Annotated in this window: 13 protein-coding genes and 1 tRNA gene; 8 read left to right on the top strand and 6 right to left on the bottom strand. The window is 64.1% G+C overall.

Going from position 1 to position 13,885, the window contains the following annotated elements; genetic code table 11:
- Nucleotides 1-12 precede the first annotated feature (12 nt).
- Nucleotides 13-1,422 carry a GntP family permease gene (locus CHB96_RS04665; RefSeq protein ID WP_089243519.1) on the bottom strand — a complete coding sequence of 470 codons (1,410 nt, stop codon included), beginning with the start codon at nucleotides 1,420-1,422 and terminating at the stop codon, nucleotides 13-15.
- Between the two features lie 145 nt (nucleotides 1,423-1,567).
- Entirely contained in the window at nucleotides 1,568-2,155 is a 588-nt protein-coding gene (locus tag CHB96_RS04660) for a molybdenum cofactor biosysynthesis protein (protein WP_089243517.1), read from the bottom strand.
- Between the two features lie 33 nt (nucleotides 2,156-2,188).
- On the opposite strand from CHB96_RS04660, the gene CHB96_RS04655 reads away from it, so the two are divergent.
- Nucleotides 2,189-3,730: a carboxylesterase/lipase family protein gene (locus CHB96_RS04655; RefSeq protein ID WP_089243515.1), complete on the top strand. Its 1,542-nt coding sequence runs from the start codon at nucleotides 2,189-2,191 to the stop codon at nucleotides 3,728-3,730.
- Here CHB96_RS04655 and CHB96_RS04650 read toward each other — a convergent pair.
- Complete coding sequence (locus CHB96_RS04650; protein ID WP_089243513.1) at nucleotides 3,723-4,589, bottom strand: Fpg/Nei family DNA glycosylase; 867 nt, start codon at nucleotides 4,587-4,589, stop codon at nucleotides 3,723-3,725. The genes CHB96_RS04655 and CHB96_RS04650 overlap by 8 nt on opposite strands.
- A gap of 53 nt (nucleotides 4,590-4,642) precedes the next feature.
- On the opposite strand from CHB96_RS04650, the gene CHB96_RS04645 reads away from it, so the two are divergent.
- From CHB96_RS04645 to CHB96_RS04635, 3 genes are all read left to right on the top strand, one after another.
- Complete coding sequence (locus tag CHB96_RS04645) at nucleotides 4,643-5,440, top strand: thymidylate synthase (protein WP_089243511.1); 798 nt, start codon at nucleotides 4,643-4,645, stop codon at nucleotides 5,438-5,440.
- Nucleotides 5,437-5,937, top strand: coding sequence for a dihydrofolate reductase (locus tag CHB96_RS04640; RefSeq protein ID WP_217899920.1), 501 nt, complete (start codon nucleotides 5,437-5,439; stop codon nucleotides 5,935-5,937). Before CHB96_RS04645 ends, CHB96_RS04640 begins: the two co-directional genes overlap by 4 nt.
- A gap of 61 nt (nucleotides 5,938-5,998) precedes the next feature.
- A complete protein-coding gene (locus CHB96_RS04635) occupies nucleotides 5,999-6,325 on the top strand; it encodes a cupin domain-containing protein (protein WP_089243509.1) in 327 nt (108 codons plus the stop codon).
- Here CHB96_RS04635 and CHB96_RS04630 read toward each other — a convergent pair.
- Nucleotides 6,322-7,191 carry a universal stress protein gene (locus CHB96_RS04630; RefSeq protein ID WP_089243507.1) on the bottom strand — a complete coding sequence of 290 codons (870 nt, stop codon included), beginning with the start codon at nucleotides 7,189-7,191 and terminating at the stop codon, nucleotides 6,322-6,324. The genes CHB96_RS04635 and CHB96_RS04630 overlap by 4 nt on opposite strands.
- A gap of 133 nt (nucleotides 7,192-7,324) precedes the next feature.
- Complete coding sequence (locus tag CHB96_RS04625) at nucleotides 7,325-8,194, bottom strand: acyl-ACP desaturase (protein WP_245865231.1); 870 nt, start codon at nucleotides 8,192-8,194, stop codon at nucleotides 7,325-7,327.
- 363 nt (nucleotides 8,195-8,557) lie between these two features.
- Between CHB96_RS04625 and CHB96_RS04620 the strand changes: the two genes are divergently transcribed.
- Together CHB96_RS04620 and CHB96_RS04615 are read left to right on the top strand one after the other, a co-directional pair.
- Nucleotides 8,558-9,790 (top strand): PucR family transcriptional regulator, encoded by a 1,233-nt coding sequence (locus CHB96_RS04620; RefSeq protein ID WP_089243505.1) that lies wholly within the window; start codon nucleotides 8,558-8,560, stop codon nucleotides 9,788-9,790.
- Nucleotides 9,791-10,023: 233 nt separating this feature from the next.
- Nucleotides 10,024-10,099 (top strand) — tRNA-Arg (locus CHB96_RS04615).
- Nucleotides 10,100-10,198: 99 nt separating this feature from the next.
- Here CHB96_RS04615 and CHB96_RS30365 read toward each other — a convergent pair.
- Nucleotides 10,199-10,474, bottom strand: coding sequence for a tyrosine-type recombinase/integrase (locus tag CHB96_RS30365; RefSeq protein WP_089243503.1), 276 nt, complete (start codon nucleotides 10,472-10,474; stop codon nucleotides 10,199-10,201).
- Between the two features lie 416 nt (nucleotides 10,475-10,890).
- Between CHB96_RS30365 and CHB96_RS04605 the strand changes: the two genes are divergently transcribed.
- Nucleotides 10,891-12,240, top strand: coding sequence for an HNH endonuclease (locus tag CHB96_RS04605; RefSeq protein ID WP_089243501.1), 1,350 nt, complete (start codon nucleotides 10,891-10,893; stop codon nucleotides 12,238-12,240).
- Nucleotides 12,241-12,493: 253 nt separating this feature from the next.
- On the top strand, nucleotides 12,494-13,885 hold the full coding sequence (locus CHB96_RS04600; protein WP_245865230.1) for a DEAD/DEAH box helicase: 1,392 nt from the start codon (nucleotides 12,494-12,496) through the stop codon (nucleotides 13,883-13,885).

Here is a 13,885-nt window from a genome sequence, read left to right as displayed (position 1 = left end):
CCAATTACCCTCTCAGAGAACCCAACTCATGGGCAGGATCAGCAGAATCGCGACGACGGACGCGACGGAGACGCCGACCGAGCATGTCTTCAGTGTGCCCCTTGTGCTCTGCCCCATCAACGACTGCAGCAGCCAGAACGTATTGCTGGTGACGTGTACCGCGAACAGCGAACCTGCACCTGCGGCCAGCGCGATGAACACCGGGTCTAGGCCGATCAGCGGCGCGACGGGCGCGAGGATGCCCGCCGACGTGATCGCCGAGATCGTCACCGAGCCGACGGCGATGTGCAGGGCAGCCGCGATGACCCACACCATCAGCAACGGCGCTGCAGTGCTGGCGGTGAAGTACTGTCCCAGGATCTCGCCGAGTCCCGCTGCCTTGATCATCGCGGCGAGCGAACCGCCGACGCCCGTCAGGATGAGAATCTGACCGCTCTCGGCGAAGCCGCGACCCAACGCCTTCTCGACGCGTTTCTGGCCGACGGTGTAGCGCGCGATCAGGCAGGTTCCGACAAGACCGATGAGTAGTGCGATGACCGGGCTCGAGATGAATTCGACTATCGGAATGGAGATTTCGGCTACTTCGAGCACTGCGCCGGTCGCGATGAGAAGAAGGGACAAGAGCAGCGGGGACAGCAGTACGACGAGGCGGGTCTCTTTTTCGACGCGTACTGCCTGCGCGACCCCGCCGGATCCGGTGGGCTCGTCCTCGACCTTGTCTTCCTCCAGTTCCGCGCCGTCGGGAGTGGAGCCTGCGGAATGACCCAGTGAGATGAATTCCTGCTCGTCCTTCTCCTCGTTCCACCAGCCGCGCCGGAATGCGAACGTCATGATGGCAATGGAGATGACGACGACGGGAACGATCAGGATCAGCCCGTAGATCATCATCTTGCCCAGTGGCACACCGAGGAGGCCCGCAAGTGCGAGGGCAGCGACGCCGGGAACCATGAACACGATGCCGCATTCGAGGCCGATTGCCAGCGCCGTCGCCATGCGGGCGGTACCGAGTTTGCCGATTTTCGGCGCCAGGTTGCGTGCGAGCGGTGCCGAGATGACCAGCAGAACGTCGAGGAAGATCGACTGGAGCACCGTCGCAATGGTCAGCGACAGCGCGTACGGAAGCCGCTTGGGGCCGAACGTCTTCAGCAGGGTTCCGACGAGGCGTTGAATAGCCTTCATCTCCTGCAGTACGGCGCCCATGAGCACGCCGAATGCAATGAGGAGCCCTACCTCGGCCATGATCTCGCCGAAACCTCCGGTGATGGTGTCGACGGTGGTCGACACACCGAGTTTCGTCGCCAACCCGAGGTAGCCGGCGCCGAGGACCAGTGAGACGACGGGGTTGAAATGGAACCGGACGATGAAGACGACCACCGCCAGGACGGCTATCGCCGTATGGATCACGATCCACATATCGGACATCAGGGTTCTTTCCACGTAGTGAGAGGCGCCATCCCGCGCGCCCGAGTGTGACGAGCCACACCTTCGCTCACATTATGGGCATAGATTCACTTCATGGGCAACAGTGCGGCTCCGCCCGTGCGTGCAAAGTTGGTCCCCGCCCCAACTACGCACGCACGGGTGGCGTAGCCGCACCCGGCTGGGCTCGCTTGACCTGATCGGCAGCTTTCGACGCATCCAACTCGACCGGCGAGCGCACGATCACGTTCCCGACCCGCAGAATCCCGTCGTTCAGGGGTTCCGTTCGCAGGCCACCTCGACCGATCAGCGCCTTGCGCGCCCCGTCCACGACCATCGTGTCCATCCAGGCACACGGGTGAGCAGGGCGACCTCCGCGGAACCGGACCGGACCGTCACCGGAATCCAGTTCGAATTCCAGACCGCGCAACGGGTCGAGCTCCAGACCTCGTACGACGACGTTGCGCCTGGCCACTGCCGTGTCCGGCATGTCCGTCGCCAGCACGTCGCCAACGGCTTCCCATGCCTCGACGGCCAGGAACGTCACCGCCGCCTCGGTGTGCGCTTTCACGCCGAAGAAGCGGTCCCCGCGAATGCCCTTGCCCGCGACGACGTCCACTCGATCGACGAGATCGGTCCGCACGTCGTCGGCCGGGCCATCTTTCGACCGACCGAAATACGCGTGCGCCGGCGACACCAGAAGCTGCAGAATTTCCGCGCGATACTCGAACACCATGCCGTCGAGTCTCCACTACGTACACTCGTCGCCATGGCTTTCAACACCAGAATCGCCACGTCGGACGGCGTCGTCGAGGGCAAGACGGTGGGCGATCTCGTCACCTGGCGAGGGATCCCCTACGCAGCGCCTCCCGTCGGTCCCCTTCGCCTGCGCGCGCCGCAGCCTGCTCTGTCGTGGAACGGCGTGCGCGACGCGACCGAGTGGGGCAATGCCTCGGTCCAGCACAAGCGCGGCACGATGCTGTCGATCGGCAAGTACCAGCCGTCGAGCGAAGACTGCCTGACGCTCAACGTGCTGGCACCAGGACGACCCAGCGCGACGCCGCGGCCGGTCATGGTATTCATCCACGGCGGCGCCTACACGCTCGGCACGTCGGCGACACCGTTGTACGGCGGCGGCTCTCTGGTTCGTCGGTCGACGAAGGACGGCGACGGCATCGTCTACGTGTCGATCAACTACCGGCTCGGTGCGCTCGGTTATCTCGACCTGACCCAGTTCTCCACCGAGACAAGGCAGTTCGACTCCAACCTCGGGCTGCGCGACCAAGTGGCCGCCCTGGAATGGGTCCAGCGCAACATCTCCCAGTTCGGCGGCGACCCCGCCAACGTGACGGTCTTCGGCGAATCCGCGGGAGGAAACGCCGTCACAACGCTGTTGGCCACCCCCGCCGCGAAAGGCCTGTTCGCACAGGCGATCGCCGAGAGCTCGGCGCCGGGCCTCGTCGGCACGCACGAGAACGCGACACTCTGGGCAACCGAGTATCTTGAATTCCTCGGCGGCGACGACCCGGCACACGCACTCGACACCGCAGACGTCACCCAATTGGGCCGTGCAGGAACCAAACTCGCCCTGACTGTCGCGACACGAACCCCGGGTCTGCACCCGTTCGGACCCGTCGTCGACGGGGACTATCTACCGCAGAATCCGCTCGACGCATACGTCGACGGCACTGCACACGACGTTCCGTTGATCATCGGTACCAACGGCCGCGAAGGCACGTTGTTCCCCAAGGTGCTCGACGCGTTGCCCACCAACCCGGAACGCATCGACAAGCTGTTCGCACTGACCGACCCCGACGCCAAAGCCGTTGTCACCGAAGCGTATCCAGGATACCCGGGCGAGAATGCAGCAATCGACCTCGGCGGCGACTTCACGTTCTGGAAGCCGTCGCTGGAAGTCGCGGAAGCGCATTCGCGTCGGGCACCCACGTACAGCTATCGCTTCGATTTCGCGCCGCGCATCATGCGACTGCTCGGGCTCGACGCGACGCACGGCTTCGAACTGTTCGCCGTGTTCGGCATCGGTGCAACCGCTTTCGGAAAGGCGATGACGCTGCCTGGCGGACGGAAGGCGTTCGCCGAGGTCACCGAGCAGGTGCAATCGCACTGGCTCGAGTTCGCACGCACAGGCGCGCCGTTGCCGTCATGGCCGAAGTACGACGAGCAGAGCCGCGAGACGGTCATATTCGACAGCCGCACCCGCGTGCAACGAGATCCCCGACGCGACCGTCGTCGCGCCTGGGAGGGCTACCGCGGGTACGCGAGTCAGAAGACGGAACCGTCCCCTACTTGAGCAGACGCGACATGCGGCGGTCGGCGAGAATCTTGCCGCCCGTCTGGCACGTCGCACAGTACTGAAAGGAACGCTCCGCGTAGGAGACCTCGCGGACCGGGTCGCCGCAGACGGGACACGGCAGGCCTGTTCTGGCATGTACCCGCATCCCGGACCGCTTCTCCCCCTTGAGCCTCGCGGCGTCCTGTCCCTCCGACCGGGCCACCGCGTCGGCCAGCACGTCACGCATGGCCCGATACAGAACCGAGACGGATTCGGCGTCCAGCTTGCTGGACGACGCGAACGGCGACAGTTTCGCCACGTGCAGTATCTCGTCGGAGTAGGCGTTACCGATGCCGGCGAGAAGCGACTGGTCGACGAGTGAGGTCTTCAGCCTGGCCGTCGTGCTGCCGAGGATCTCCGCGAACTCGGGTTCGGTGACGGCCAGCGCGTCGGGACCGAGTCGAGCGATACCAGGGACTTCCTGGGGATCGTGCACGAGCCACACGGCGAGCCTCTTCTTCGTCCCCGCCTCGGTGAGGTCGAAGGCGGGTGTCGACCCCTCCGGCGTGAAGAAGTGCACCCGCAGCGCAAGAGGCCCCTTGCCGGGCTTCGGGGGTGCGGCACTGGGGTTGTCCGTCCACCGCAACCAGCCGCCGCGGGACAGATGCGTGATGAGCCACAGGTCGCCCGCCTGCAACGCCAAATGTTTGCCGAAGCGCGCGGCATCGGTCACATCGCGCCCCTGCAGGACGGTGATCGGAGGGTCGAACGTCTTCAACACACTCAGCGCCGCGATGTCGATGCGGCCGACGACGGATCGCACAGCATGCTCGCGTAGAAACCCGGCGAGCGCTTCGACCTCGGGTAGCTCAGGCATGGCCCCATTATGCGGTCCCGAACCGCTTGTGCACGGGATATAGACTGGCGACCATGGTTTCAACCCCGTACGAGGATTTGCTGCGGCTCGTGTCCGAGACCGGCACCGCGAAGTCGGATCGCACCGGCACGGGAACCACCAGTATTTTCGGGCATCAGATGCGCTTCGATCTGTCCGAGGGTTTCCCTCTGATCACGACCAAGCGAGTGCACCTCAAATCTGTCGTGTACGAGCTCCTGTGGTTCCTGCGCGGCGATTCCAACGTCGGTTGGCTCAAGGAACACGGCGTCCGGATCTGGGACGAGTGGGCAGCCGAAGATGGAGAGCTTGGGCCGATCTACGGAGTGCAGTGGCGGTCGTGGCCCACCCCGTCGGGTGAGCACATCGATCAGATCACCCAGGTTCTCGAGACGTTGAAAACCAACCCCGACTCCCGACGCATGATCGTCTCGTCGTGGAACGTCGGCGACATTCCGCAGATGGCCCTGCCGCCGTGCCATGCCTTCTTCCAGTTCTACGTCGCCGACGGCAAGCTGTCCTGCCAGCTCTACCAGCGCAGCGCGGACCTGTTCCTCGGAGTCCCGTTCAACATCGCCAGCTACGCCTTGCTGACTCACATGGTCGCGGCTCAAGCAGGCCTCGGCGTCGGTGACTTCGTCTGGACGGGCGGTGACTGCCACATCTACGACAATCACCGCGAGCAGGTCGCCGAACAGCTGGCCCGCGAGCCGTTCCAGTATCCGACTTTGAAACTGGCACAACGAGATTCCATCTTCGATTACACGTTCGAGGACATCGAGATCGTCGACTACCAGCACCACCCCACCATCAAGGCGCCGGTGGCAGTGTGACGAAGATCGGACTGATCTGGGCACAGACGGTCGACGGTGTCATCGGCGACGGCAACACCATCCCGTGGCGCGTTCCCGAGGACACCGCTCATTTCAAATCGACGACGCTCGATCACCCGGTCGTCATGGGCCGCAGGACGTGGGACTCGCTGCCACCCAGGTTCAGGCCGCTGCCGGGCCGGCGGAACATCGTCGTGACGCGAAATCCGGACTGGCAGGCCGATGGCGCCGACGCGGTGTCCAGCGTCCGAGAGGCCTTGGACTCGGTCGACGGCGACACCGTGTGGATCATGGGCGGTGGCGAGATCTACCGAGCCGCAATGCCGTTCGCGACAGAACTTCAGGTGACCGAGATCGACCTTCCGATATCCGGAGACACAGTCGCGCCGGATATCTCGAGCGAGTGGGTCGCATCGCCGGGCGAGTGGCAGTTCTCGCGTCACGAGTCGACTCGGTACAGGTTCGTGGAGTACGGCAAGGCTTACCGAACCAGTTGATCTGCACGGACTTTCGTCGACTCCGCTCTGCACGAAAGCCCGATTGGGTCATACTGGGCTCATGGACAAGAAGTCACTCACCGCCCTTGCCCGACAACAGCTCAAACTCGCCGTGGGCGCGTCGAGTGGCCGCAGTTCGCAGACCGTCTACGGCGGCCATCAGCGGCACCTGCGTCAGACCGTCGTCGCACTGGCCGCAGGCAACAAGTTGGCCGAGCACGACCTGAGCGGTGAGTCGACCGTGTTCGTGCTGAGCGGCAAACTCGAGCTCGTGAGCGGCGAGAAGTCCTGGAAGGGTTCGACGGGCGATCTTCTCGTGATTCCCGACGCCCGGCACAGCGTCGAAGCGATCGAGGACGTCGCGTTTCTGCTGACCGTCGCCGTCTAGCTCCCCGGTCCGCGGACCACCATGACCGGGCAGTCCGCAGTGTGGATCAAGGCGTAACTGGTGGACCCCAGCAGCATTCCGGTGAAACCGCCCCGACCGCGGTGACCGACGACGATCAACGACGCTTCTTCGGACAGCTGACTCAACACACGCACCGGACGATCCTGCGCGACGACGCGTCGCACCTCGACGTCGGGATACTTGTCCTGCCATCCGGCCAGGCTCTCCGCGAGCAACGCCTCTTCCGACGCCTCGATGGACGCCCACTCGCGTGGGACTCCCGAGATCTGCGCAAGATTCACATCCGACCAGACGTGCACCGCGACGAGTGGTGAATTACGTTGCGCTGCTTCGTCGAACGCGACACCGACAGCGCTCTGATTCTGCGCGGACCCGTCGACACCGACGACGACCGGACCGTACGCGGGCGGCCTACCGTCGATACTGCGGCCGCGAACCACGACGACGGGCGCATACCCGTGAGCGCACAGCGCCACGGCCGACGACCCGAGGACGCCGGAGTCCGACTCGCCGAGCCCGCTGGCACCGAGCACGATCGCCTCGCGGGCCTTGGATTCGGCCATCAGTACCTCGACGACCTTGCCGTCGATCGCCTCGACGACGACGTCGAACTCGGGCCGCTCGACGCTTTCACGCGCCAGAACCTCGGCGGCCACCAAACGAGAACCCGCCACTGCGCGGAATTCGGCGACCTCGTCCGCGACGAGATGCGCCGGCGGGTCGACGGCGATGACGATTCGCAGAGTCCACCCGCGTGACGCGGCAGTCCGAGCGGCCCAGACAACGGCTCGGTCGGCGGATTCGGACCCGTCGATTCCGACCACGATCGTGTTCTTGCCTGTCACGAGCCCGCCTCCCCGTCGAGATCGGATGTCCGGCCTCAGGATAGACGACACACGCGAAAGGTGCCTCTCTCCAGTTTCGGCCGGAGAGAGGCACTTCACCCACGGACCCCCCGGGGTTCTGTTGTTCGCGCAGCTAGGATGCGCGAAGTCTTCTGGCCTCGAACGACGTTGCCTGCGTCTCGAGGTCGGCCAGGAAATCGGACAGGATCTCCGCACTTCGAGCGCCCAGTTCGAGGTCACTGCGCTCGAAGAAACGCCAGTACGCCAACGCCGGCCGTACCACTTCGTCGATGTGGCGCCTCAGGTCGTAGATTCCGTGTCGCTCGATCAGCATCGAACTGCGTTCGAAGCCGGGCAGACCGCTCCCGGGCATCTGGAAGTTCATGATGACTTCGGTGACGACTGCCGCCGTCTGTGCGGGCACGATTTCGAAAGCGGCCGCGGCGACGCTACGCAGGAACTCGACCTGACGTTCCTGATCGGACACGATGCGGCCGAGCAGAGCACTGGCGACGGGGTCGGCGCACTCGATCGCCGCGTTTCGGTGACTGACCATCGTCGCCATGACGTCGATGGTTGCGTGCGCTATCGAACGGAGAAGGTGATCGCCTTCCATCGCCGACGCGATCCCCACGGTCATGCATTGGAATCGAGCGCGGTCGAGCGCAATGGGATCGACGCTGCGAGTGGCGACCAGATAGTCCTCGATCGCCGTCGCGTGGCGCGATTTCTCGTCGGACCATGCCGACGTCCACGACACCCATGCGCTGTGGACCGCGGGCGAGGAGACCGACTGATGATTGTTGTGCGTGAGCAGCGTCGTCACCAGCGCAGCTTTCGCGGTCTCGGTCAGCCTGGAACGTGGTGCGCTCCAGAACAATTCAGGTTCGACATAGTCGGACGAGACCCAGATCGTCGATGTGTCGATGTACTCGCTCAGCTTCATCTCGATCGTCGGCTCCAACTCTCGGAGCAGCGTCAGTTGACTCACCTGTCCGCGCACGTTCTACCCCCTGAATCGATGGTCGTCGCCCCCTGGTCCGTGCTTCGGCGTCGTCGGATCCGCACCGTCAGAACGTAGGCGCCGGAACACCACGCTGGGAACCGGATTTCGATTGTTTAGGCAATGTCGCAAGGCCCCTCACCGTCAGTTGAGAGGCTTCACAAGTTGTTTCGGCGTACCTCTGGATAACGCGTTGATAACAACCTATGATCGAGTCCGTTAAGGGGGTCGGAAACAAACTCGAGGTACGAAACAGGGGAAATTTCGTCGAAGTTTGAATACGAAATCACGTGAGTGAGCAATAATACGCACCGGTAACTTTGTTTCCGCCAGACCTGAAGTTCCTACACGAAGGGCTGATCTGTGACCGTTCACAACACGACGAGCCTCGGAATCATGGTTGCGGGCGAGCCTGCATCTGCTCCGCTTCGCGACTTCCGTGCCGTGGCGAGGCTGCTCGTCGGCCACTTCGCTGCCAACACTCCGTGCGGGTCTCTCCCGGGCGAGCAACTGCACGGTGACGTCACCGAATTCACCGTCAAGTGCATCAGTATCGCAGTACAGATGCTCGACGAGCGCCGCGCTCCGAACGACGCCGACCTGGCGGAACTTCGAGCAAAGGCGAGCCAGTGGGCACGCGAGGGTGTCCCCCTCGAATCGGTGCTGACGGTGTACCACGAAGGCATTCAGATCGGCTGGAACCTGGTGTCCAAACGAGCTGGCGACGGGGATGCGAAGAGCCTCATCGAAGCAGCACGCGTGTTCGTCCTGCTGTCGGAGAAGGTGTCGATCGCGGCGTCGAAGAGCTACGTGGAAGAGCTTCAGGCAGTTGCGAGCGAGCACCACACCGCGGCACACACACTGGTGTCCTCGTTGCTCAGCGGCCACAACGCGGTGTCGTTCGCACGCCAGAGCGGAATCGAACTGGCCGACAGTTACCTCGTCCTCGCGTTGTCCGTGCCACCGCATCCCGACGAGAACGACCCGGCCATCCAGAAGACCGTCGCTGCCCGTCGAAAGTTGCGCCGCGTGCAGGCGGAGCTGGCCACCGTCTGCGGCCGAACGCCACTGTCCATGCTCAGCACCGAAGGTGGCACCGTCCTCATTCCCGGTGTGCACGACGAGGAATGGGTCGAAGCGCTCGTGCACCGGATCAGCACGGCAGCCGAGGTGCCGGTCACCGCGACCGCGGAACAATCGGCAATCGCCGACATCCCCACCGCCGCCGACCAGGTCCACGAACTACTCGTACTCGCGCACCAGTTGCATCGCCCGCCTGCCCTGTACCGCATGGACGATCTGGTGCTCGAGTACCAACTCACGCGACCCGGGCCGGGTCGTCGGCACCTGCGCCAGATTCTCGAACCGCTCGACGCATCACCCGAGCTGCTCGAGACGCTGGAGATCCACATCTCACACGACCTCAACCGGCAGCGTTCGGCGCGCCAACTGCACCTGCACACCAACACCGTCGATTACCGGCTCAAGAGAATCGCGCAGCTCACGGGGTTCGACCCCACACGCCCGTCGGGCATCAGGCACCTGCAGGCAGCCCTGGTCGCCCGACGTCTCGAGGCATCGCAGGGAGCCGCGTAGACAGTCGCGGGAATAGTCCCGGACGGCATACAGTTACACACGCTGACGGTGTTCGATCCATGCCCCGGGTACCAACACATTGCCGCTTCGAGCGGCCTCCTGCCGAGAGGCGCACTGGCGGACACTGTCACCGAGGAACCGCCCACACTCGTGTGGGCGGTTCTTTTCGGTTCAGGTGGGTCGCGAGACCTCGGCGCCGGGAACGTCGTTTCCATCGGGTACCCTGACCGTGCGCCTTCGTAGCTCAGGGGATAGAGCAACCCTCTCCTAAAGGGTAGGTCGCAGGTTCGAATCCTGCCGAGGGCACCACATCTAGCCGCAGTTGGAGCTCCTGTGAGTCCCGGTTCACGGGACCGAATCGACCCCACCAGGCCTGAAAGGCGCGTGATTGACGCGTGAGCTGGGAAGTTATCCGTCCTCGCCAACGTAACCATCTCCACCGGCTCGCCGGGGTCGGTAGCTACGCTTCGGTCGCGGACCTACCAGGTCGGCCCGGAATCGGCGAGTGTCGGCGGCAGTAATCGACGCGACGGCCCGCGTGGCGAAGGCGTCTGCGATGTAGCGCCTGTAGACGGCTTCGGTCTCCCGGGCATACCTCGGCTTCAACGACCCAGCCAACTCCTCGAAGTACTGCTGGGCGAATTGCCTGATCTCCCAGTCGCAGTTCCGAGGGCGACGCAGCAACTACTTTGTGCCGGTGAGCGTTTAGATCGTCGCAGTACTCCCGGGCTACTTCCTTCGAGCAGAACGGGTGTTGTCGGTTGACTTCTCTGACTCGACCACCGGGCCGAGCCGCACCGAAGGGGATTGGTCGCCCGTTCTCGTCGCTTGCCTTCTCGGTCCACCGCGCCCGATACGACGAGACGGGCTTGCCACCCCTGATGCGGTTGCCTCCGGCGATAGTGCTGCGCTACCGAGGCCACCTTCAACCCACAAACTCACCGCAACATGAGACCTGGTTGCCATCTGACGCTAATCGAACCGTCCCGTCACACCAATTGGCCAGGGTGGTCGTGAAGTCTTCCCAACTTCAACAACGATTGCCAACACGGCACTCTTTTGCTAAATTCGAACATGAGTTCGAGAGATTGGGGGATCTCGTGGGGACAGTCGATGCCGTTGCGGTTGTCGATACACGACTCACAGCAGCAGAGGTGCTGGCATTCGCATCCCGAATACAGCAAGCGATCGACCTGGCCGATGCGGCAGCAGGTATCGACCTGATCTCCGCGCTCGAGACTGTCAAGAGCGCCTGCGCAGCAGTGCAAGCAACCGCAACCGACGCTGTGGCGACAGCTATCGCGACCACACGCCGTGAAGCCGGTCTCCCGAAGGCACAGTGGCACAAAGGAATTGCTTCACAGATCGGACTGGCGCGCCGTGAGTCTCCGAACAAGGGCGGCAGATTCCTAGGACTCGCCCAGTCATTGGTTCACGAGATGCCACATACTCACCAGCGTCTACTGGCCGGCGAGCTCAACGAGTGGCGGGTAACTCTCCTCGCACGCGAAACCGCATGCCTGACGGTGGAGGATCGGCGGGAGATCGACAAGCGACTGTGTCAGGATGTCGGCACGTTGAAAGGCCTCGGCGACAAAGCAATCGAGGCCAAAGCTCGTGCCCTGGCTGCGGAACTCGATCCTGCATCGGTCGTGAAGAAGCGCGCGAAAGCCTTCTCGCAGCGGCGCACCAGTACTCGTCCACAGCCCGATTTCATGTGCCAGTTCACGACGCTGACTTCCATGGATCGTGCAGTGGCTATGTGGGCGACCCTGAAACGCGACGCCGATTCGATGGTGGGCGTCGGCGAAGAGACTCGGACGCGAGACCAGATCATGGCCGACCTCGCCTACCAACGCATCACCGGCGCCGCGTCGGCGAAGGCCGGCGCGCAGGTGACGGTCAACCTCGTGATCTCCGACGACTCGCTGCTGTCGAACGGAGGCAACCCCGCCCACCTCGCCGGATACGGCGACATTCCGGCGCCTATCGCACGACATCTCGTCCGCGAGGCGTCCGAGGCCGACAGCACAGTGGAGTTACGCAGGGTGTACGCCGCTCCTGGGACCGGAGCGCTCACCGCGATGGAATCCAAGTCGCGGCGCTTCCCCACCGCGTTGGCCAGGCTGATCGACATCCGCGATCGAACATGCCGAACACCGTGGTGCGACGCGCCGATACGACATCACGACCACATCAGAGCGCACGCCCGCGGGGGTGAGACCAGCGCCGACAACGGTGCAGGGCTGTGTGCGGCGTGCAATCACGCCAAGGAGGCCGAAGGCTGGTCGTCGGCACCCCGTCCCACGAAGTACGGCGTGGTGCACGTCTACGATTTCGAGACCCCGACCGGGCACCAGTACAGCTCGGAGGCACCGCCGATGCCGGTGGTCAAGCATTACGTGTCGTTCATCGAACACGACATCCACATCGACCTTCGGGCCGCGTGAGTGCCTGATGCGTCACTCGGGAATGGAAAGCCCCACCGCACCCGTTACACTGAACGATGGCGCGCGTAGCTGCTCGTCAGACGTCGTGGAATGCTTCTACTTCCGCCCGGCTCCGGCCGCGTTGTCCATGTGCACCCTGCACAGGCTTTTCTTACGGCGATCGATACTGCCCACCGGCAGTCTCGCCACCCTATGCATTCTCGGGCTGCCGCCCATGGGTGCATTACCCTGCCCGAAAGGCGCATCACCCTTCATGACTACGTTTGCTTCGTTCGGCGTGCCGACCGCACTCGCCGAAGTTCTTTCCGCTCAAGGCAAGACCGAGCCCTTCCCCATCCAGGCAGACACCCTGCCCGACACGCTTGCAGGACGCGACGTCCTCGGGCGCGGTAAGACCGGAAGCGGCAAGACCTTGGCGTTCTCCATCCCGATGGTCGCCCGCCTCGCCGACAGCGCGAACGGACGCCGCCGCGCAGGTCGTCCCCGCGGACTGATCCTGTCGCCGACGCGTGAGCTGGCCACCCAGATCGCCGCCGCGATCGAACCGCTCGCCGCTGCCTATTCGATGAAGGTCACCACCATCTTCGGTGGTGTCTCGCAGAACCGTCAGGTGACCGCACTCAGTGCAGGCGTCGACATCGTCGTCGCGTGCCCCGGTCGACTCGAAGATCTGATGAAGCAGCGCTACGTCAGCCTCGAGAGCGTCGAGATCACGGTCCTCGACGAGGCCGACCACATGGCCGACCTCGGGTTCCTCCCGGGTGTGACGCGAATCCTCTCTGCCACACCGGCGAAGGGCCAGCGTCTGCTGTTCTCCGCAACGCTGGACAACGGTGTCGACAAGCTCGTCAAGCGATTCCTCACCGATCAGGTCACCCACTCGGTGGACGAAGCCACCTCACCGGTTGCGGCCATGACGCACAACGTGTTCGAGGTCGACGGCGTCGAGGCGAAGAAGAAGCTCGTCCACACCCTGGCGTCGGGGACGGGTCGTCGAATCCTGTTCATGCGCACCAAGCATCAGGCACGCAAGCTTGCGAAGCAGTTGACGGACGCCGGAATTCCGTCGGTCGATCTGCACGGCAACCTGTCTCAGTCGGCACGTGACCGTAACCTGCTGGCGTTCTCGTCCGGTGATGCACGGGTTCTCGTCGCCACCGACGTCGCCGCCCGTGGAGTGCACGTCGACGATGTCGCACTCGTCGTGCACGTCGATCCGCCTGCCGAGCACAAGGCGTACCTGCACCGGTCCGGTCGTACCGCGCGTGCCGGAAGTGCAGGTGACGTCGTCACCGTCGTGCTGCCGGAACAGCGTAAGGACACCGCAGTTCTGTTGCGCAAGGCCGACATCAAAGTGACGCCGATTCGCGTCACCTCCGACTCACCCGAGGTCGCTCGGCTGGTCGGCGAGCGCGCGGCGTATGTCGAGCCAGCCCCCAAGGCTGCACCGCAGCCGCAGCGACAAGCCAAGCCGCACAACGGTTCCGGACGTGGCGGAAATGCTCGTGGCGGTAACCCGCGCGGACGCTCCAGCCGCGGGTCCGGTACGGCAGCCACTGCCGGTGGCGACGGACGTCAGCACGCAGCCGGCGGAGGCCGTCGCCGTCGCCCGGCCGGACCTGCAACGAGCCAGCGCTCACGCTGA

This window comes from Rhodococcoides kyotonense (assembly GCF_900188125.1).
In the GTDB taxonomy this organism is placed as follows: domain Bacteria; phylum Actinomycetota; class Actinomycetes; order Mycobacteriales; family Mycobacteriaceae; genus Rhodococcoides; species Rhodococcoides kyotonense.
The sequence above is the reverse complement of the archived record's forward strand: the minus strand, read 5'-3'. Positions and strand labels throughout refer to the sequence as shown.